This window comes from Bacillus sp. ISL-34 (assembly GCF_018613325.1).
In the GTDB taxonomy this organism is placed as follows: Bacteria; Bacillota; Bacilli; order Bacillales; family DSM-1321; genus Peribacillus.
Genome location: NZ_JAGGQJ010000011.1, coordinates 258,655 through 279,891 on the forward strand (window position 1 = coordinate 258,655; position 21,237 = coordinate 279,891).

The window sequence follows — 21,237 nt, forward strand, 5'->3', positions numbered from 1 at the left end:
GACGTAGTATAAATTATTTGGAGCAGCATCATCATCACAGAAAAGGATATTGAGTTTAATATGTTTCTAACAAAACATATTTATATCTTTCGAGAATTTCGACATTATATTGACAATAATATAGTTACTCATTAGAATTGAAAATGATTCTCAATATGGTACTGGAGGCACCAATGTTATGTCAAAAAGAAGAAACAGCAAACAAGTGTTATTTATATCCGCAATCGTTTTAATTTTATCAACGCTTTTACTTGGATGTACAAATGAATCAAAAGAAAATTCAACTTCAAATAAAGACAGTAAAGACATGCTTACTTTTGCTTGGCCTAGGGATATAGGTGAAATGAATCCGCATGTCTATAATCCTTCTCAATTATTCGCTACATCAATGATATACGAACCTTTGGTTAGTTACCAAGATGGAGGCGAGCTGAAACCGCATTTAGCTGAATCTTGGGAAATTTCCAAGGATGGGAAGGAATATACGTTCAACCTGCGTCAAGATGTGAAATTTTCTGACGGTACAAGCTTTAATGCTGAAATTGTGAAAAAGAACTTTGATGCTATATTGAAAAATGTTGATTTACATAGTTGGTTGGGCTTTATTCCGAAAGTGGATCAAACGGAAGTAATTGACCAAAACACGTTTAAACTAACATTAAAGGAGCCATATTATCCTACTATTCAAGAGTTAGCCGTCGTTCGTCCAGTCCGTTTCTTAGGTGATGCTGGATTTCCTAAAGATGGTGACACTTCTAAAGGTGTTACAAAACCAGTCGGTACAGGCCCATGGGTTTTGGAAGAATATAAAGCAGATGAATATGCTATTTTCAAACGCAATGATAACTATTGGGGTGAACTCCCTAAAGTAAAGAAAATCAAAGTCAAGATCATTCCTGATGCTGAAACCCGAGTTCTTGCTTTTGAAAAAGGTGACCTAGACCTTATTTATGGTGAAGGTGTTATCAGTCTAGATGCTTTCAAACAATTAGAAACAACAGGTACCTATGAGACTAGTATTTCTGATCCGGTAGCAACAAGACAACTAGTCATGAATACGAAGAAAGAACAGCTTTCAGATTTACGTGTTCGTCAAGCGTTACAATATGGATTTAATAAAAAAGCAATGGTTGACGGAGTTACTTCTGGGTTGGAAGAGAAGGCAGATTTTATTTTACCGACAAACTTCCCTTATACTTCAGACATTGATGTAACAGCGATTGATTATAATGTCGAAAAAGCAAAAGCTTTATTAGATGAAGCAGGGTGGAAGCTTCCAAAAGGAAAAAACGTTCGTGAAAAAGACGGAAAACCACTTGAAATTGAGTTAATGTACGACTCTGCAGAATCGGTTCAAAAAGCAATGGCCGAAACATTACAATCTGAGTGGGCGGCACTAGGTGTTAAATTAAATATCGTTGGAGTTGAGCTTACGGTACAAATTGAAAGATTTAAAGCTAATGATTTTGAATTGAATTTCTTTAGTAACTACGGCGCACCATATGATCCACATACTTTCGTTAACATCGTTGGTTCAGAAGGATTTGGTTTTAACGAAGCCATTTCATCTTATCCGAACAGAGATAAGTTGTTAAAACAAATTGCAGATGTTCCTCGAACAACAGATGAAAAAGAACGTCAAGAACTTTACTCAACTATTTTGGAATCACTACAAGACCAAGGAGCGATTGTACCTATATCTTATATTAAGAAAATAGCTGTTTACCAAAAAGATGTATCTAATTTTACATTCCCTGCTAACCGGGATGAACACCCATTCACAGGAATTAGCATCGAGAAGTAAGTTACAGGAGGGTTTTCATGGGCAATTATATCTTGAAACGAATTATGGCCATTATTCCCATCTTTCTTTTGGCCACTCTTCTAACGTTTGGAATGATTCACCTTTCACCCGTTGACCCAGCTGAGGCATATTTAACTGCAGCACATATCCAATCTACAGATGAGATATTGGCTCAGAAAAGACATGAGTTTGGCTTAGATCAACCCCTCCATGTTCAATATGTAAACTCTATCATTAAGATATGCCAATTTGATTTTGGCATATCTTATATTTCGAATAAACCTGTTTGGGACGAGGTTACATATCGAATGCCAGCGACAATTCAGTTAGCTTTAGGTAGCATCACATTAGCGGTCCTGATTAGTGTCCCTCTTGGTTTTTGGGCAGGCATAAAGAAAAACAGTGGAATCGACCATTTTAGTCGACTTCTTTCTTTTTTCGGGGCATCGATCCCCTCTTTTTGGCTTGGTTATTTATTGATTTTTTTCTTTTCTGTTAAACTCGACCTATTCCCTGTTGAAGGAATCGGGACTTGGCAACATCTAGTCCTCCCTTCCGTTACTTTAGCTATGCCATTAATAGCCTTGTATACTCGATTGTTACGTGCTAGCGTTCTTGAAAATTTACAGGAGCCTTATATCCTTTTTGCCCGCACAAGAGGGATTCATGAAAAAGTCATTATGGGAAAACATGTATTGAGAATAGCCATATCCCCTATGATAACTGGATTAGGGATGAATTTAGGAAAGCTGCTGACTGGAACCATTATCGTCGAAGCGGTCTTTTCCTGGCCAGGATTCGGTCGTTATTTTATTGAAGCTATTTTTAATCGGGATGTTCCTGTCATTCAATGCTATGTGCTTTTAGCAGCGGGACTATTCATCATTAGCAACTTGATCGTTGATCTTATTCAAATGTGTATTGACCCACGCATCTCCAAAAAAGGAGGGCAACGTCAATGATAACAAGTATTCGCATTATGATGAGAGGTCAAAAAGTGATTGTCCTTTGTTCGATAATATTGAGCTTCCTATTTATCATCACCATCTTGGCTCCTTGGATTGCACCTAATGATCCTATTGCTGTCAATTTAGCTAATAAACTACAGCCCTCTTCCTTTGAGTATCCATTGGGAACCGATCATTTAGGAAGGTGCACGTTATCACGCATCTTATATGGAGCTCGCATTTCGTTAGGATTTGCCACATTAATCTTTATTTCATCTTTAGGCATCGGTTTGATTGTTGGAACCATTGCTGGTTATAAAGGTGGTTGGGTGGACCAGGTACTAATGAGACTTTGTGATGGTATTATGGCATTTCCGAATCTTTTGCTCATTCTTGGACTTGTTGGTATATTGGGACCTGGCCTTAAACAAGTCATCTTAGCATTGATGCTTGTGCAATGGGTATATTACGCGAGAATTTTCCGAGGAATGGTACTTAGTCTGAAAGAACAAAACTATATAGCTGCTGCTAAAATAAGCGGTTCTTCTCAATGGAAGATAATAAAGAAACATATTGTTCCAAATGTTCTCCCGCCGCTCGCTGTTATGGGTACATTAGAAATGGGCTGGGCGATCATGGATATATCCGCCATGTCGTTTCTAGGTTTAGGTGTGCAACCCCCTACACCAGAATGGGGAGCAATGATTCATGAAGGGAAATCGTATATTCGGACGAATCCAGAATTAATGCTATATCCAGGTTTGATGATTATGCTCGTTGTCGTCACCTTCAATTTATTAGGCGAAGCGCTGTCAGAACGTTTTGGAGTCAAACGTCGTTAATAAAAAAGGAATGAGAAGATTGAGAACAGAACGATCGAATGTATTAAAAGTCAGCGATCTACATGTACAAGTACAAACAAAAGATGGTGCGTCCACCCTCGTTCAGGATATTAATTTTGAACTGAAAAAAGGGAGGGTGCTAGGTCTTGTTGGGGAAAGTGGGAGTGGCAAAACCGTTACGAGTATGTCCATTCTACAGCTTCTTGATCGGAAAACAACGACGATTGAAGGTAGCATTACCCTCCAAGGACGAGAATTGAATGGGTTAGACGATAAAGAAATACGTAAAATCCGTGGCAAGGATATTGCCTTTATTATGCAAAATCCGATGAATTCATTTACGCCTGTTTTTACAATTGGCAATCAATTTATCGAAACGATCAGGTCTCATACCTCATTGAATAAAAAACAAGCAAAAGAGCTTGCCATCGATGCGATGCAAAATGTAAACCTGCCAGATCCCGCGAAACTATTAAAAAGCTATCCTTTTCAATTGAGTGGAGGTATGCTTCAACGCGTGATGATTGCGATGGCTGCATGTTTACATCCTTCAGTTATTATTGCTGATGAGCCGACAACTGCACTCGATGTTCATAACCAATTACAAGTACTTCGCCACTTGGATAAAATTCGTTCTGAATATGGAACATCCATTTTACTCATTTCTCATGATCTGGGAGTCATTTCTGAAATGGCAGATGATGTAGTCGTTATGCAACATGGCAGAATTGTAGAAACTGCAAATGTATTTGAACTATTTGATAATCCGCAGCATGAGTATACAAAGAAACTGCTAAATGCCCGACTTACCTTAAATCTTGAAGAACCTATCGCCCATATGTTGTGATATATAGATTGCATTCTTTTGAGGGGTGAACAAATGAGTTTATTACAAGTAAAAGCAGTAACTCATAGCTATAATTCTCATACGTTTTTTAAGTGGAAAGACCATTCTAAAAAAGTACTCACTGACATTTCCCTCTCTATTGACGAAGGAACATGTTTAGGACTACTTGGGACGAGTGGAGCTGGAAAAAGCACATTAGGAAAAGTGATTCTTGGCTTAGAACGTCCACAGCAAGGACAGGTTCTGTTTCAAGGGCATGATATTTATACTGCTGATAAGCTTATTCGACAAAAGATACGCCGAGATCTACAGGTTGTTTTTCAAGATTCGCATTCATCTGTCAATCCACGAATGACGGCCGAGCATATTATAGGCGAGCCATTAGAAAACTATGAAAAACTAACCGTAGCCGAACAAAAAAGAACAGTTATTGAGTTATTGGAAAGAGTAGGCCTAAGTGAGAAGGATTTAAAAAAATACCCACACCAATTTAGCGGTGGACAATTGCAAAGAATTAATATTGCTAGAGCAATTTCTCTTAAGCCACTGCTAATCGTCTTAGACGAATCCGTAAGCAGTCTAGATATGGTTAATCAAACACTAATTTTAGAATTATTAAGTGAGTTGAAAAAAGACTTCGGCTTATCTTATCTTTTTATTACACATGATATTAAAGCGGCCTATTCAATCTCTGATACTTTGGGTGTACTGGAAAAAGGAGAATTAATCGAGCTTTACGATTCTAAAAATCAGTTTTTTTCGTCAGAACATCCTGTCATTAAACAGATGAGAGGCTCTATCCTTGCTAAGCATCCGCGTTTTCGTTCTCTTCCGACGAGGACCAACAAGTCCTAGTCTAGAATCTATATTTATTGATTAGAAGGCCTCGATTTCAATTTGATAATCGAGGCTCTTGTTTATATTTCTTTTGAAGAACATATTGGAGGGAAATTGGATGAATCATCGATCATACCTTACTTTAGCCATTCCCTTAACGATTTCAACGATGACAACACCTTTATTAGGGGCTGTGGATACGGCAGTTGTTGGTCAGCTTCCAGACCCGGCGTATATTGGGGGAGTTGCAGTAGGTAGCGTTATTTTTAATACTTTATATTGGTTATTCGGTTTTTTACGAGTTAGCACCTCTGCGTTTACCGCTCAAGCTAATGGGGCAAACGATCAAGCTCAAGGAGCACTCGCTTTGTTTCGCCCTTTTTTATTAGCCGTCATTGTAGGTCTTTGTTTTATCCTCCTGCAATGGCCGATTGAATATGCGGCTTTAAAACTAATTGCCCCTGAGTTCAATGTTAGCAAATTTGCAGCGGAATATTTTCGCATTCGAATTTGGGGAGCTCCCTTCACTTTGATGAATTATGTCATTCTTGGATGGTTGATGGGCATGTCGAAGATTAAAGTATCTTTATTTTTGCAAGTGTTCATGAATGTTCTAAATATGGTTCTTGCCATTTTGTTTGTTCATGTATTTTCCTTGGCCGTAAAAGGGGTGGCTATGGCAACTTTAATCGCGGAAATCACAGCCTTCTTAATTGGCTTACTCCTTTTATTGAAGGCATCACCGATTCGATGGAAAATGCCAGCTGTGGGAACGCTTATAGATTCACATTCCATGAAAAAGATGTTTATCGTTAACCGGGATTTATTTATTCGAACGCTTTGTTTATTAGCTGTTTTTAACTTGTTTACAGCAAAAGGTGCTACTTTTGGTACAGAGCTATTGGCTGCCAATGCTGTATTGATTCAAATTCATTATATTATGGCTTATTTCTTTGATGGGTTTGCGAATGCATCTAGCATACTAGTAGGTAAAGCGATTGGTTCAAATAATGAAAAATTATATAAAAAAACGCTCACCCTGTCCTGGCAATGGTCAATTCTATCCGCTTTCTTCATTGCTTGTTCCTATGCAATATTTCAGGAACGGATTATTGGACTCTTCACGAATTTACCTAGAGTAATCGAGCTTTCGAATACATATGGAGCTTGGCTAATTATTTTCCCATTCACAGCCTGTTTCGGACTCGTCATTTACGGTGTCTTCACGGGAGCGACTGAAATTGTACCGGTTCGAAACTCTATGATTTACGCGTTGATGGCGTATATTATTGTGCAATTCACTGCAACCCCCATCTGGGACAATCATGGCTTATGGCTCGCCTTCATCGTCTTTAGTGTGGGTAGATCTTGCTTTCTAGTTATGTATATCCCTAGACTGAATAAGAGAATTTTTCATGTTAAACAAGAATTGTGAATGCCTTTCCTTAATATAAAGGTAATCCGAAGTATCATAGAGACAAGTTGCTAAATAGTGGATTATTGATCCAACAGGTGCATGGACTAAGATCGAAGCTGTCTTTTAAGGCAGCTTTTTCTTTATGATCGGCTGTTTTTATTGTGAAGGATTCCATATCCTCTTTTTTTTCTCACTGAAACAATATTAGGAAAAACATCCATAAAAATTATTTGGAGAAAATAATATTTATTCTGAAAATTCATATTATAATACTTTATTCTTATGCTATATTATAGGGAGAATTATTTATTATCACGTATAATCTAAGAATTGGAGTGATTTGAATGAAGAAACTTGGTTTACTGAGTATGTTTTTGATTCTAACTATCTTTATCTCGGCTTGTGGAACCAATGAAGAAAAAAATGCAGGTGAGGAAAAGAAACCTGAAAAGGTATATAAAGTTGGTGTGGATACGACCTATCCTCCTTTTGAATTTAAAGAGGGGAACGAATATAAAGGCATTGATATTGAATTGATCAATGCAATCGCAAAAGACCAGGATTTTAAAATCAAATTGTCTCCAATGGATTTCGGCGGAATCATCCCGGCTATGCAAGCCAATCAGCTTGATGTGGCCATTGCGGGAATGAGCATTACAGAGGAAAGAAAAAAGGTAGTAGATTTCTCAACACCGTATTTTGATGCAGGATTAACAATAGTTGTTAAAAAAGATAATACAAATACTAAAACTGTTAAAGATCTTAAAGGAAAAACCATAGCAGTGAAAAAAGGAACAACAGGTGCTAAATATGCACAGGATAATGCTACGGAACTAGGAATTAAAGTTGTTCAATTCAATGATAGCCCAGCGATGTTCCAGGAAGTGGCCAACGGCAACGCCGATGCCCTTATAGAAGATTACCCGGTTATCTCCTATGCGATCGCCCAAAAAGATCTTGGGTTGAAAATCGTAGGTGACCGTTTGAATGGTGACAAATATGGAATTGCTGTATTGAAAGGGCAAAACGAGGATTTATTGAAGAAAATAAATGATGGTCTTGCCAATCTTAAAAAAGACGGCACGTATGATGAAATAATTAAAACGTATCTTGGTGAATAAACAATAGATTAAAGCTCGATAGGCGCGCTTATGGCGCGCTTTCTTTTTCAAAGGGGTGAAAGAAATGGATATAATTGTTGCGGCATTGCCTATTTTATTAAAAGGACTTCAGGTGACGCTTTATATCTTTGTGATTGCCATTATCCTAGGTTTTTTGATTGGTTTACTGATCGCTTTGCTGCGACTTGCCCCCATCAAGATCTTGAACTGGATTGCAAAGGTTTATGTGGATGCGATACGAGGGACACCGTTCATCGTTCAGTTGTTTTTTATCTATTTTGGTGTGAATTCACTGAATTTGATTTCTTTGAACAGTACAACAGCTGGAATAATTACCGTTGCAATCAATGCAGGGGCATATTTTGCTGAAATAATAAGGGCAGGGATACAATCCATCGATAAAGGACAAACGGAAGCGGCAAGATCCATCGGGTTCACTGGAACTCAAACAATGAGATATGTCGTGCTTCCGCAAGCCTTTAGAAGGATGCTCCCTACGATTACGAACCAATCGATCATCAGCTTGAAAGACACTTCTCTATTATCCGTCATTGGTATAGCCGATTTAACCCAGCAAGGCCAGATTCAAGCTTCGGCAACCTTTGAAGCATTCAAGATTTGGCTGGCAGTTGGTGTGATTTACTTTATCATCATCTATTTGTTAACCCTAATTGCTAATTTCATAGAAAGGAGGGTACAAGTTCGATGAGCATCATTACTGTAAAAAACCTGAGAAAATCATTTGGAACTGTCGAGGTTTTAAAAGATATTAATGCAGAAGTGCAGGAAAAGGAAGTAATTTGCGTAATAGGCCCTTCTGGATCTGGAAAGAGTACATTCCTGCGTTGCCTGAATCTCCTTGAGGAAGTTACGGGCGGTGAGGTGGTCATTAACGGACATGAAATAACCGATCCTAAAAGGAAAATCAATATAAACAAAGTCCGGCAAGAAGTTGGAATGGTTTTTCAACATTTCAATCTATTTCCCCATAAAACCGTTTTGGAGAACATAACCTTGGGCCCTATTAAAATTCGTGCCACCGATAAAGCGGAAGCAGGAAGGTTAGCGCTCGAGTTATTGGATAAGGTTGGTCTAAAGGAAAAAGCAAATAGCTATCCAGGGGAACTTTCCGGCGGACAAAAACAGCGGGTCGCCATCGCAAGGGCATTGGCGATGAATCCGAAGATCATGCTATTTGATGAACCGACTTCGGCCCTTGACCCTGAAATGGTCGGCGATGTTTTGGAGGTAATGAAACAACTTGCAAAAGAAGGCATGACAATGGTCGTTGTTACGCATGAAATGGGCTTTGCCCGGGAAGTCGGGGACAGGGTCATATTCATGGATGGAGGGTATATCGTGGAAGAAAATGAGCCGAATGAATTATTCGGTAACCCTCAGCACGAAAGAACGAAAGCATTCTTGAGCAAGGTGCTTTAATGTTCGGGCAAATAACAAAAAAGAAACCTATGCATTCGCGATATGCATAGGTTTCTTTTTTATTTACTTGGCACCGTAACTAATCAAGTTCGTCATGATTCGATATCCACCTGGAACCTGGCCTTGAATTTGCCTGTATAGCACAAGGTTGGTGTAGAGGTAGGTGCCATTACCGTATTTAGCCATGAGGATTCCGCCATCAAATGGTTCTTCATTTGGATCGGCCATGGAAATGAATGTTTCAAACCGTTCATCCCATTCCATTGGGAAGTACAATCCTCTTTCTTGGACCCAATTGCTCCAGTCATCACTTGTTATTTTATTTGGATAATTAAAGAGAGCCGATTCTGGTTTCGTGACGTTTACCGTGGCTTTTTCATCGGTTACCCGCCAGCGAATGGAAGGATTCCCGAGGGTAAGGGGATATGGAGCTGTCTTCATGGCATCCCATCCATCACCCGGTTTATGGTATTGAACGACGAGATGACCGCCGTTTGCCACATATTCAAGTAAGCGCGCGTTATTTGCCTTTAAATCTTCCCTTGATAGGTAGGCACGGATGCCTGTAACGATCGTGTCATATTGGCTTAAATCACCTTCAGCTAAATCGGCTGCAGTTAACTTCGTAATGTTCAGACCTGCATTGCTTAAGTAATCTGCCACTTTATCGAATCCGCTTTCAATGTACCCCACTTTTAATGAAGCTGGCTTCAAAAGCTCAAATGCAACGGTGTTGATAGCTGCTGGGTATTGGTAATAGAATGTTCCGATATGGTCATAGGAAATTTCCTGAATGGTCGTATCAAAGGTTTTTCCATTGACGGTAGCAGCTGCCTTCACCTGATATTCGCCATTTTGAATTGCCTTCGGCGGTCTGAGGGTGAACTTCACTTGTTTTTCTTCTGATTTTTCATTAAATGATACAGTGGCATTTTTGGGATGAACTTCCCAATTTTCAGGGACTTTTAAAGCGACCTTTGCCGATGCTTTTCCTTCTGTATAGTTTTTCAAGGTTACCGTCACTGGGACTTCTTCTTTTACATCTGCTGTATTTACGACGATATCTTCAGGAGATAGGGTAAGGCCGACGTCGGGAAGGACAGCGATCGTTCCATCCACTTCTTCCTTGATGGCAGTTTTTGTGCTGCCGTATTTATAAGAAATGCTGGTTGTAATGGCTGATTCATCATAGGCATGGTAATAGGCTGCATCTTCAGGGACTTCAACCAGGTAGGTCATTGTCGCTGATTTATTTGGTGCTAGGTTGACATCTTTAGATTTTGTTTTGGTCTTCCATTCTTTAGGCACATTCAATGCAGCAGCGACTTTTTTCAGTGTTTGTTTCCCGTTATTCTTCACGGTTACGGTTACGTACGTATTTTGACCTTTCGTCAGGATCTTTGAAGCCGCGTTAGCTTGAACTTCGAGTCCTGAAGAGACATAACTGACGTTTTGCAATTGCTCTTCTTTTAATGAGAGCTTATGAAGCAAGTCGTTCTTTATGGCTGGGCTTAGCTTTGCCTTTTTGACTTGCGCAGTAATTGAACGAACATTGGAGAGAGCATTTTGGGATGTTGAAAAAACACGTTTTTCATTGGGATAAGCCGCAATGACGGCGTCCAAATTCCGTTGCAGGTATTTAAATTCACCTTTCAATTTTGAAGCTGAGCGGGGGAGTTTTTCAGCCCATTCAGTAAAATTGTAAGGTACACCTGCAAAAAGGTCCGACTGGTTTTTTGCATCAACGGCGCTTTGCTTCAAATCCAGATGGATCTGGCGAGGTGCTGCAGGAATATCGGAACCCATGCCTTGGCTTTTATGCAGATAGCGTGATTGTTCTCCAAGCTGTGGGTAAGTCATATTGTATATTGGGTCATATTTACCGATTTCAATCGAAGTGGTTGCTTGATCTGCCGAGGAAACGGGCAAATATAACTTTTTCACTTGCCATACCGATAGACCTTGTTTCAATTGTTGCGGAAACACAGTTGGGTCGGCCGCATCCTTAAAGGCACGTTCACTTAAGATTGTCATTGTTCGATGATGTCCATGCTGGGTATCATCATTTTGGAAGGATGGCATCAATATATCCGGCTGATACGTCCGTATAAAGCGGATAAGCCTTTCATAGGTGAGTTCCTCGCCCCATTTTTCCAATGTTTCCTCTGGTGTTTTGGAGAAGCCGAAATCATAAATGGGATCTGAGGTAGTTTCACTTAGATGGTAGGCCTTAACCCCGGTGATTTTTGCAGCTTCTATCATTTCCCTTGAACGGATGATTCCAAGAGCATTGTCCAATTCATCCCCGATTTCATTTTGTCCTCCTTCACCGCGGTTCGCTATCAGGCTGGATGTCTTAACCCCTAACCCTCTCGATAGATAAGCGAGGAAGTCACTGCGTTCATCATCTGGATGGGCACCGCTGTTCAAGAATGTCACGGTCGTTTCGAGAGGCTTGACCGCATTCCATAACTCAACGTTGGCTTCATCAGGATTTGCAGCGCTACCTCCAAGCGGCAATAATCCAAGAACCAACAAAAGGGAAAGCAACGATAACAGAGCTTTTTTCATTATTCTTTTAACCCCCTTCAACATTTATAAAACACCTAAAAAAATGTAGGTTAGTAATATTTTCTAACTAACCAGACGAAAAAAACTTATCTAATAAATAGCACTTATGGTTATAAATGTAAATAATGCGAAGTAACTATTAAAAATTGAACATTTTAAAGGTTCAGAAAAATTACTTGTGTGCAGAATTTTTTTAAGTTATATTTCTACTTAATTAGGAAGATTTACTAACTAAATGATGTAAGGCCGTGATGTGATGAGTTTTAAAAGACCACCCAGTCATCAAAAATATGTCAATAAAAAAAGAATCATTCAATGCATCCAGGAATGTTCGCCCATTTCAAGAGCTGAAATCTCCGTTAAGCTTCAGCTAAGTAAACCAACTGTTTCTCTTGCTGTGGATGAACTTATACAGGAGAAATGGGTATTTGAGAAAGGAATAGGAGAATCCTCCTCTCAAGGCGGGAGAAGGCCCATCCAGCTCTTTTTTAATGAAAAGGCTGCCTATATCATTGGGGTCGATATAGGCGGGACGAAAGTGAAAATCGTTTTAAGTGATTTAAGCGGCAACATCCTTGCCGACACTAGTTTTTCAACTAACACCTATTTACAATCAGGGCTTCTTAAACAAATGGCGATTGAAACGGAACGGTTAATTGCAAAGAATCAGATTGCGAAAGGCAGGATATTGGGGATGGGAGTCGGGATCCCTGGTATAACGCAAACGGCAAGCGGATTAGTAATAGAGGCACCGAGTTTAGGCTGGGTACAATATCCGTTCATAGCCGAAGCGAAACGGTATTTTGATTTCCCCATTTTTCTGGACAATGATGTAAACGCGGCTGCGCTAGGTGAACAGTGGCTGGGTAATGCACAAAATAAGCGGAATTTGCTGTTCGTTGCGGTTGGAACGGGGATAGGAAGCGGCATTATCTTGAATAACCAGTTATACAGAGGGGCTTCAAGTGCAGCTGGGGAAATGGGATATATGGTAACGGACAAAGAGGATATGAAGCGTGAATTCAAGCCGGTTTTCCATAGATACGGCTATTTGGAAAGTGTCGCAGGAGGAAAGTCGATTGGCGGTCATTTTACAAGGGAGGTTCTTAAGGATCCTGATCATCTTTTATTCGAACGGGCCAAATCTTCCGAACTATCGGGGGAGGATGCTTTTTTGTCAGCAAAAAAAGGAGACACGACAGCCATTGCCGTCATAAATGAAGCCATCGAACATTTAGCCTGCGGAATTGTCAATGCGGCTAGTTTGCTAAATCCAGAAGTGATCATTTTAGGAGGTGGTGTATTAAATTCATCCGAATACATTTTACCTAGAATTCAGGAGATCGTTGATCGATATCTTCCAAGTTTAGTAGAAATGAAAACTTCACAACTTGGAGAAAACGCAGGAGTACTAGGAGCGGTTTCCCTATTCTTAAGGGAACATGATGGCATTTTGAATTTTCGTGATGAGGGGGAGTATTAATGAAAAACAGTAAAAAGTCGCTTGTTTCGGTAATGGCCTTATCGGCAGCACTATTGATTTCGGGATGTAACGGTACAGATACGAAAACGAATTCGGATGCTGGCGGTGCCAAGGGAGAAAAGGGTGAGCTGGAAGATAAGATCGTTGTTTATTCACCGCATGGCAAAGATATTTTATCAAAATTCGAAAAACAGTTCGAAGATGAGTATGGTATTGATGTTGAGTGGCTTGATATGGGGTCTCAGGAAATCCTTGACCGCGTTCGATCAGAGAAAAGTAATCCGCAGGCAGACGTTTGGTGGGGGGCACCTTCCACGAACTTCAATCAAGCAAAGGGTGATGGGCTGCTGGCTGCTTATAAGCCTAGCTATTCCGATAGTCTCGATGAAGGATTCCGCGATCCGGAATGGTATTGGACGGGAACGAGCCAGACACCGGAAGTCATCATGTATAACAGCAAAGAACTATCAAAAGACGAGGTGCCGAAAGATTGGGATGAGCTGCTTGATCCGAAGTGGAAAGACGAAATCATCATCCGCTATCCGTTAGCCTCCGGAACGATGAGGACAATTTTTTCTGCGATGATCTATCGTACTTATAAGGATACAAATGATCCAAAAGAAGGGTATGACTGGTTAAAGAAGCTCGACCAAAACACAAAGGAATATTCAGCAAACCCGGAAATGATGTATAACAAGGTAGCCAAAGGAGAGGGCTCACTTTCCGTTTGGGCAATGCCGGATGTTGTCATGCTGAAAGAAAATAAAAATTATCCGTTTGAGTTCGTCATTCCAGAAAGCGGAACGCCAGTATTGACAGAAGGTATCGCCATCGTTGAAGGTGCCAAGCATCCAAAAGCGGCAGAAGCCTTTTATGAGTTTGTGAATTCACCGGAAGCCGCAAAAACTTTGGCAGAAGAATTTTACAGAATTCCGACCAGAAATGATGTGAAGGATTTACCTGAATGGATCACGGAAACAGAAATTAAAGCGATGGATATTGATTGGAATGCATTCGAGGAAAAAGGTGACGAGTGGATGAAATATTGGGACGAAAATATTAAAAGTGGAGATAAAGAAATTAAAGAATAAGGAAGTGTCGTTCGGATGGCGTCAATAAAAATAGAGAATGTCCAAAAAGCCTTCGGGAAAACGATAGCTGTTGACCATTTGAATCTGGACATCAAAGAAGGTGAGTTTTTTACCTTTCTTGGTCCAAGTGGCTGCGGTAAAACGACAACGCTTCGGATGATTGCCGGTTTTTATTATCCAACAAAAGGAGTCGTCCGATTTGGCGACAAAGATATGACGCGTGTACCTCCGGAGAAAAGAAATACAGGCATGGTTTTTCAAAACTATGCCCTCTTTCCCCACATGACTGTTTTTGAAAATGTAGCGTTTGGCTTGCGTGTGAGAAAAGTTTCTTCTGCTGACTTAAAGAGGAGAGTGCAGGATGCCCTCCAAAAGGTCAGGCTGGAGAGCTACTCGAATCGTCAAGTGAGCCAGTTAAGCGGAGGGCAGCAGCAGCGGGTGGCCCTTGCGAGAGCACTTGTCATTGAACCGGAAATATTACTGCTTGATGAACCATTAAGTAATCTGGATGCTAAGCTTCGTGATGAAATGAGAGTGGAAATCTTAAGGCTGCAGCGTGATTATAAGATAACCACCATTTATGTCACACATGATCAGGCTGAGGCATTATCCATGAGTGATCGGATCGCTGTATTCAATTATGGTGTATGTCACCAGGTCGGGACGCCGGCAGAAATTTATAATCGGCCGGCCAATGATTTTGTGGCAAGCTTTATAGGCGAGATTAATCTATTGCCCGTTCAACTCGAAAAAGTTCAACAAGAGAATATAGTGGTTGCCCTTAAAAATAGTGAACAGCCGATTAAATTGAATGTGGAAAATCAAGCTAGGGAAGGAAATTCAATCCTACAGACTGATGATGACCTTGCTGTTTCGATTCGTCCTGAAGCAATCAGAATTCTGGATGTGACCGAAGAAGGAATGAATATCTTTAAAGGTAAAATAAATTCCGTTCAATTCTTTGGTTCTGTTGTGAATGTCATGGTGGATGTTCAAGACGTGTTACTAAGGGTCGACGTGTTCAACACTCATGATTTTGGATACTTTTATCAAGGAAAGGAAGTGTATGTCCAGCTTCCTGAGAAACAGCTGCGTCTTATTCCCGTCATAAGCGGTGATGCTCCATGATTAAAAACCGTGATACGAGATTGACGATTTTGCTCCTTATACCAGTTGTATTGGTGCTCGTAGCTTACGTACTCTACCCATCGTTGAGGACCTTCATAGAAAGTCTGCAAAAAGACGGATCGATATCCCTTGGAAATTATCAGGACTTCTTCGTACAGGAATCGAAAACGAACTTAGAGGCTCTATGGAATTCTGTTTATATATCCTTATTGAGTGTATTGGTCAGTGCCTTGATTGGCATCCCGCTCGCATTCATTTTTAACCGTTACGATTTTCCCGGCAGAAGCTTCTTTTCATCAGCAGCGATTTTACCGATTGTCCTTCCATCATTGGTAGGGGTCATGGCCTTTATGTTTTTATATGGAGAATCGGGATTGATTCCAAATGCCATCAAGGATCTGTTTGGTCTCGATAAAGTTCCTTTCAAGATTGGCGGGGTATCCGGGATCCTTATCGTGCATGCCTATACGATGTATGTTTATTTTTATATGACCGTATCCGCTGCAATCAATAAAATAGATCCGTCCCTTGAAGAAGCCGCTTATAACTTAGGAGCAAATAAAATCAAGGTCTTTTGGAAGGTGACATTTCCATTATTGACACCTGCCATCGTTGCCGCATCTTTACTTGTTTTCATGATATCGATGGCTTCATTCAGTGCCCCGTTTTTATTGGCTGGCGGGTACAGGGTGTTGAGCCTGCAAATTTATTTTTCAAAAATCAATGGTGATATGGAAATAGCCGCTACTCAATCCGTCATTCTATCCATCGTTTCGATTTCATTTCTGTTATTCATGCGTTGGTATCAGAATAGGAAAGATTATCGCATGGCTTCGAAAGGAATTGGTGCACACAGGAGTGAAGTGAAGAACCCGTTCATGAAATGGGTGATGGTCGTAACGGGTATCATCGGCGTTATTATTCTCCTTTTACCGCACTTTACGATTCTATTGCTTTCACTAGTGCCGGACGGAACCTGGACATTTCAAACATATCCAACAGTATTTAATATGGAAAATTACCGGCTTTTGTTTGAAGACCCTAATATCTTCAAACCGTTACGAAATAGTTTATTGATGGCGGTTATTGCAACGTTGGCAAATCTGGTGTTTGGGGTCATAGCGTCCTATGTCCTTGTCAAACGGAAATTCGTCGGGAAAAGCTTTGTCGATATTCTAGTCATGATTCCTTGGGCGTTGCCTGCAACGGTCATCGGGATGAACTTGATATTCGCATTCAATGAACCTAGCGTTTTTTCCTTTGGTCAAATATTGGTTGGAACATTTTGGATTTTGCCGCTTGCCTATTTCATCAGGCATATTCCACTCGTTGTCCGTTCGACTAACGCCGTTCTGGAGCAGCTGGATGATTCGATTGAAGAAGCAGCCAGAAACTTGGGGGCAAAGTGGTTTTATACCTTCAGAAAAGTCATATTCCCGATTATTATGCCTGGTGTTTTATCAGGGACATTATTGGCATTTATCGAATCTGTGGGGGAATTCCCGACCTCGGTCCTGTTGTACACAATTTCAAACAGGCCCATATCCATTGAAATCATGAATCAGCTTCGGATGTTCAATATGGGGCAGGCAGCTGCCTATGGGATGATTCAAATCACGCTGATTGTAATCGTTCTCTTCATTTCGAACAAGTTTTTTGGAATCAAAGCGGAAAAAGCTTTATAAAACGGAGGTTCAAAGATGAGCAGGCTTGAAGAATTTATCAAAAATGAAGGTAGTGTCTTTCCCGGAAAAACATATGCTAGAGAGCTTTTGATGCCTGTTTTTAATGATCAAAGAGATTACTTGTTTCATGTAATGTTCGATATCCATCGGGCTCATGTCATCATGCTTTCGGAACAAAAGATCATTAAAGAAGAAGAGGCGAAAACCATGCTCGATGGGATTCGGAAAGTGGCCCAAACAGATCTCACCCAGTTGACCTATCAGCCACAATTCGAAGACTTATTTTTCATGATGGAGGCTAAGATCGGCGAAGAAATCGGTCATGAGCTTGCAGGAAAGATTCATATCGGCCGCAGTCGTAATGATATGGGCGTTGCGATGTACCGTCTTGTTTTGAGAGGTCATCTGCTCCAATTGATTGGCTATGCTACCCAATTGAGTGAGGCATTATTGGAGCAGGCTGAAAAACATACAGAAACCTATATTACTGGTTACACGCATACCCAGCCGGCTCAGCCGACTACATTAGGACATTACTTTTTGGCCATTTATGATGTGCTTCAAAGGGATATTGGCCGGTTATGGGCAGCCTATGAAACGGTTAACCAATCCCCTTTGGGCGCGGCCGCGTTAACGACCACCGGTTTTCCAATTAGCCGGAACCGTACGGCTGAACTGCTTGGATTTGATTCGGTGATTGAGAATTCCTATGACTCGATAGGCGGGGCGGATTATTTATTGGAAACCGCAACTGCCATCATGACATGCATGGTCAATACCGGAAGATGGATTCAAGATTTCCTGCAGCATGTGACAAGGGAGTTTGGAACATTTCATGTGGCGGATCCTTATGTTCAAGTGAGCAGCATCATGCCGCAAAAAAGAAATCCAGTCTCAATTGAACATTCCCGTTCGATTGCAAGCAGTGCGTATGGTGATGCACTTGCTGCAATGAATATGATTCACAATACCCCATTTGGTGATATCGTCGATACGGAAGATGATTTACAGCCGCATTTATATCGGGCTTTTTCAAATGCAGGACGTGTCATGAAACTAATGTATGCCGTCATATCGACTTTGAAAGTAAATGAAGAACACACAAAGAAAATGGCCGCAAAATCCAGTATAACGGTTACTGAATTAGCGGATACCCTATCAAGAGATTACGACATATCCTTTAGAAAAGCCCATTCCATAGCCAGTACTATTGCAAAACGGTCAATTAGTGAAGGCAAAGAGCTATATGATTGGGACACACAAAAAGTCAACAAGATCATCAATGAATTCGTTTCAGTGAACATAGCAGAAGATGAATGGAAAAAAATAATCTCTCCCGAATATTTTGTGGAGATTAGAAGCATTCAAGGCGGGCCCTCCCCAAAAGAGGTCACAAGGATGATTGTAAATAGAAAACAAAAACTGCAACAAGAGCTGCAGGAATACAAGGAAATGGTCAAAGCATTGAATGATGGCAGGAAGGCTTTAGTGGATTACTGAAGGTACCGGGTAAAAAGGAAATGAGTTTTAATGGGCATGAAACTCACGAGTATAAGCTCCAAACTCACGAGTAAAAGCATGAAACTCACGAGTAAAAGCTCCAAACTCACGAGTAAAAGCATGAAACTCACAAGTATTTGCTCCAAATTCACGAGTAAAAGCATGAAACTCACGAGTATTTGCTCCAAACTCACGAGTAAAAGCGTGAAACTCACGAGTATTTGCTCCAAACTCACGATTTATAGTCATTCTTTATTAGGGTGACTATTTATTTTTGATTTTTATCTATGAATAAATGTAGATTATTCCTTTGTAAAATACATAATATAAGGCGGAATGTTAATGTCAAATAGATCTTAGTTCGGTTTTATCCTGATTTTAATAGCTTTCGTAATATCGATTACTTTTTGCTTTAATCCTAACTTATTAATACCTAAAGGATATGATTTAGCTAATGATGGTCTGGTAGTATCCAGAACCTTGATGATTATTTTTTCGTTGTATTTATTAGTCAAAATAGGGGATTTGATGATAAACAAAAAAGATTAGCAGTCTAAAATGAGACTTCCTATAATCGATCTTGAGAAAAAGGACATTATGCTTTGGATGTCGATAATAAGGAAGGCTCAGTCTTTTGACTGAGCCTTTAACCAGCATCAAAGCTGCTTCATATATCGTTAACGGATTCAGGTTCCAACTGAATCGCGCGCTTTCTGAAAGCAAGACTTACCGTGATCATCACAATGAAATTGACTGCCAATGCGATGATACCCACATTCAAATCTTTCGCAGCTTGCGGCAAGGATGGAAACAATGTCCCTATTGTTGATTGACTGAGTGTAATGCAGATTACAATGGCCAATCCTGTAATGATGCCGGCGATTGCGCCAAATTTATTGATCGGATTATTCCTTTTCAGACTAAAGAGAAGGGACGGGAAAAGCTGTGTGATGAGACTGTATCCCATAAGAATTAATGCTGACATCGTTTCGCCGCCATTTAAGGTGAAGTAGACGGCTATTAGGGCGATGACTGGAACAAGGAACTTTGCCAATCGTACAACGTGGCGATCGGATACTGCAGGTGCAAATTCCTTATAGACGTTTTTCGCGAGCAGTGTAGCGACGCTCATCAAAAGCATGGATCCCGGCACCAATGCGGTCAACAATCCAGCTCCGCCGATTATGCCTATAAACCATGGATCGAAGGTCTCGATCGAAAGGCGCAGCAATGAGAGGTCTGCATCTGCCCCAACGAGCCCGGGCACTTTCAATATAGCTGTAAACCCAACGAAAAAGACGAATAACAGCATGAGTGTATATAAAGGGCTGATGATGGCATTTTTTCGAAATACCTTGCCGCTGCGTGCTGAATAAACAGCGCTGAAAACCTGGGGCCACATATAGAAACCGAATACGAGCAATATTACCGTGGAGATGAACCATGATACGCTAAGTCCCTGATCAGGGAACTTAAGAAAACCAGGCTTGGCCGCATCAATCGCTTCAAACATCGGCTGAAATCCGCCAAAGTAATGAATCGGCAGGTAAATCCCCAAAAATCCTATTATGGCGACCATCATGATATCTTTAATGACCGCTGTCCAAACTGAACCGTGTATACCGGAGATCATCACATAAATGGTAAGGCTGATCGCCCCCATCCAAACTGCCTCAGACATTGAGATGGCACCATAAGATGCTTCTGAGACAATGATCCCCAATCCTTTCAGCTGCACGACGATCACTGGAATCATCGACACCACACCGACAAGCGCAGCCAAAACTCCTAAACTGGGACTCTTATATTTGCTTACAAAGAAATCGGATTGAGACATCAGTTTATTTTCCTTGGCATATCTCCATATTTCCGGTAGGAGCCAATAGGATAATACGTAAGACAAAGTAATGTAAATTAGAACATATAGAGCGGGTGCGCCCTTGCCATAAGCCCAGCCGCTGCCGCCAAGGAAGGAGAAGGTCGTATAGATTTCCCCGGCCATCAGCAGAAAGACGAATATTGCACCAAAACCGCGTCCGCCCACCGTCCATTGTTCCAAGTCCATATCTTTTCCTTTTGAAGAGCGTATGCCTAAAAATATCGATAGAAGTAAAAATGCTAAAATGATTAAGAGAGCAATATTCATTCCTCGTCACCTTCCCGATTCCTGGGATCCAGCTTATACATGATGCCCAGTATGGCAGAGGTAAGGACCACCCACATAGCCATCCAGAACATATTGAAAGGCATCCCTAATACATATGGTTCTATTTTATTAACAAAAGGTAGAAATCCTAGTATGCCTATAAAAGGAACTAGAGTAAGGATATATATAATCTTCATAAACAAACCCCTCCGTTTTAATAAAGTGAAACGCCCACCAATGGGGGTTTATTCTTCAATGCCACTGATGGATGGGTGAACCGAACCGGGATGAAAAATTCATACATGACGGAAAAGATCCGATAATATATATTAGCTTACACTATTTTGATATAAAATTTAATGCAGTTGCCTGATATAT

18 protein-coding genes are annotated in these 21,237 nt (G+C 40.6%); 14 read left to right on the forward strand and 4 right to left on the reverse strand.

Features of this window, described 5'->3' with window-relative positions:
• Positions 1 to 178: 178 nt before the first annotated feature.
• The 9 genes from nikA to J7E52_RS11275 all read left to right on the forward strand — a co-directional run bounded on the left by nikA (position 179) and on the right by J7E52_RS11275 (position 9,255).
• On the forward strand, positions 179 to 1,804 hold the full coding sequence (gene nikA, locus J7E52_RS11235) for a nickel ABC transporter substrate-binding protein (RefSeq protein WP_214746063.1): 1,626 nt from the start codon (positions 179 to 181) through the stop codon (positions 1,802 to 1,804).
• A 17-nt stretch (positions 1,805 to 1,821) separates the two neighbouring features.
• Positions 1,822 to 2,766: a nickel ABC transporter permease subunit NikB gene (nikB, locus tag J7E52_RS11240; protein WP_214746066.1), complete on the forward strand. Its 945-nt coding sequence runs from the start codon at positions 1,822 to 1,824 to the stop codon at positions 2,764 to 2,766.
• Positions 2,763 to 3,593 (forward strand): nickel ABC transporter permease subunit NikC, encoded by an 831-nt coding sequence (gene nikC, locus J7E52_RS11245; RefSeq protein WP_214746069.1) that lies wholly within the window; start codon positions 2,763 to 2,765, stop codon positions 3,591 to 3,593. The genes nikB and nikC overlap by 4 nt, the downstream gene beginning before the upstream one ends.
• 10 nt (positions 3,594 to 3,603) lie before the next feature.
• Positions 3,604 to 4,440 (forward strand): nickel import ATP-binding protein NikD, encoded by an 837-nt coding sequence (nikD, locus tag J7E52_RS11250; protein WP_396020268.1) that lies wholly within the window; start codon positions 3,604 to 3,606, stop codon positions 4,438 to 4,440.
• A 33-nt stretch (positions 4,441 to 4,473) separates the two neighbouring features.
• Positions 4,474 to 5,295: a nickel import ATP-binding protein NikE gene (nikE, locus tag J7E52_RS11255; RefSeq protein WP_214746074.1), complete on the forward strand. Its 822-nt coding sequence runs from the start codon at positions 4,474 to 4,476 to the stop codon at positions 5,293 to 5,295.
• Positions 5,296 to 5,395: 100 nt separating this feature from the next.
• On the forward strand, positions 5,396 to 6,712 hold the full coding sequence (locus J7E52_RS11260) for an MATE family efflux transporter (RefSeq protein ID WP_214746077.1): 1,317 nt from the start codon (positions 5,396 to 5,398) through the stop codon (positions 6,710 to 6,712).
• A gap of 326 nt (positions 6,713 to 7,038) precedes the next feature.
• On the forward strand, positions 7,039 to 7,815 hold the full coding sequence (locus tag J7E52_RS11265) for a transporter substrate-binding domain-containing protein (protein ID WP_214746080.1): 777 nt from the start codon (positions 7,039 to 7,041) through the stop codon (positions 7,813 to 7,815).
• A gap of 64 nt (positions 7,816 to 7,879) precedes the next feature.
• Positions 7,880 to 8,524, forward strand: coding sequence for an amino acid ABC transporter permease (locus tag J7E52_RS11270; protein WP_214746083.1), 645 nt, complete (start codon positions 7,880 to 7,882; stop codon positions 8,522 to 8,524).
• Positions 8,521 to 9,255 (forward strand): amino acid ABC transporter ATP-binding protein, encoded by a 735-nt coding sequence (locus J7E52_RS11275; protein WP_286197666.1) that lies wholly within the window; start codon positions 8,521 to 8,523, stop codon positions 9,253 to 9,255. The genes J7E52_RS11270 and J7E52_RS11275 overlap by 4 nt, the downstream gene beginning before the upstream one ends.
• 63 nt (positions 9,256 to 9,318) lie before the next feature.
• Here J7E52_RS11275 and J7E52_RS11280 read toward each other — a convergent pair whose 3' ends face one another.
• Positions 9,319 to 11,826 carry an NEW3 domain-containing protein gene (locus tag J7E52_RS11280; protein WP_214746086.1) on the reverse strand — a complete coding sequence of 836 codons (2,508 nt, stop codon included), beginning with the start codon at positions 11,824 to 11,826 and terminating at the stop codon, positions 9,319 to 9,321.
• Between the two features lie 256 nt (positions 11,827 to 12,082).
• On the opposite strand from J7E52_RS11280, the gene J7E52_RS11285 reads away from it, so the two are divergent.
• Genes J7E52_RS11285 through argH form a run of 5 tightly spaced genes read left to right on the forward strand, consistent with a single transcriptional unit; the run spans position 12,083 to position 18,713 of the window.
• On the forward strand, positions 12,083 to 13,309 hold the full coding sequence (locus J7E52_RS11285) for an ROK family transcriptional regulator (RefSeq protein ID WP_214746088.1): 1,227 nt from the start codon (positions 12,083 to 12,085) through the stop codon (positions 13,307 to 13,309).
• The gene (locus tag J7E52_RS11290) at positions 13,309 to 14,400 is read left to right on the forward strand and encodes an extracellular solute-binding protein (protein WP_214746091.1); all 1,092 of its coding nucleotides are present in this window, start codon (positions 13,309 to 13,311) and stop codon (positions 14,398 to 14,400) included. The genes J7E52_RS11285 and J7E52_RS11290 overlap by 1 nt, the downstream gene beginning before the upstream one ends.
• Before the next feature lie 15 nt (positions 14,401 to 14,415).
• Entirely contained in the window at positions 14,416 to 15,528 is a 1,113-nt protein-coding gene (locus J7E52_RS11295) for an ABC transporter ATP-binding protein (protein WP_214746094.1), read from the forward strand.
• Positions 15,525 to 17,213 (forward strand): ABC transporter permease, encoded by a 1,689-nt coding sequence (locus J7E52_RS11300; RefSeq protein WP_214746097.1) that lies wholly within the window; start codon positions 15,525 to 15,527, stop codon positions 17,211 to 17,213. The genes J7E52_RS11295 and J7E52_RS11300 overlap by 4 nt, the downstream gene beginning before the upstream one ends.
• A 15-nt stretch (positions 17,214 to 17,228) precedes the next feature.
• A complete protein-coding gene (gene argH / locus J7E52_RS11305) occupies positions 17,229 to 18,713 on the forward strand; it encodes an argininosuccinate lyase (RefSeq protein WP_214746100.1) in 1,485 nt (494 codons plus the stop codon).
• Here argH and J7E52_RS11310 read toward each other — a convergent pair.
• The 3 genes from J7E52_RS11310 to J7E52_RS11320 form a co-directional block, all read right to left on the reverse strand.
• Entirely contained in the window at positions 18,707 to 18,928 is a 222-nt protein-coding gene (locus tag J7E52_RS11310; protein ID WP_214746105.1) for a hypothetical protein, read from the reverse strand. The genes argH and J7E52_RS11310 overlap by 7 nt on opposite strands.
• A 452-nt stretch (positions 18,929 to 19,380) precedes the next feature.
• The gene (locus J7E52_RS11315; RefSeq protein WP_214746108.1) at positions 19,381 to 20,859 is read right to left on the reverse strand and encodes a sodium:solute symporter family protein; all 1,479 of its coding nucleotides are present in this window, start codon (positions 20,857 to 20,859) and stop codon (positions 19,381 to 19,383) included.
• The gene (locus J7E52_RS11320; RefSeq protein WP_214746110.1) at positions 20,856 to 21,056 is read right to left on the reverse strand and encodes a DUF3311 domain-containing protein; all 201 of its coding nucleotides are present in this window, start codon (positions 21,054 to 21,056) and stop codon (positions 20,856 to 20,858) included. The genes J7E52_RS11315 and J7E52_RS11320 overlap by 4 nt, the downstream gene beginning before the upstream one ends.
• Between the last annotated feature and the right edge of the window lie 181 nt (positions 21,057 to 21,237).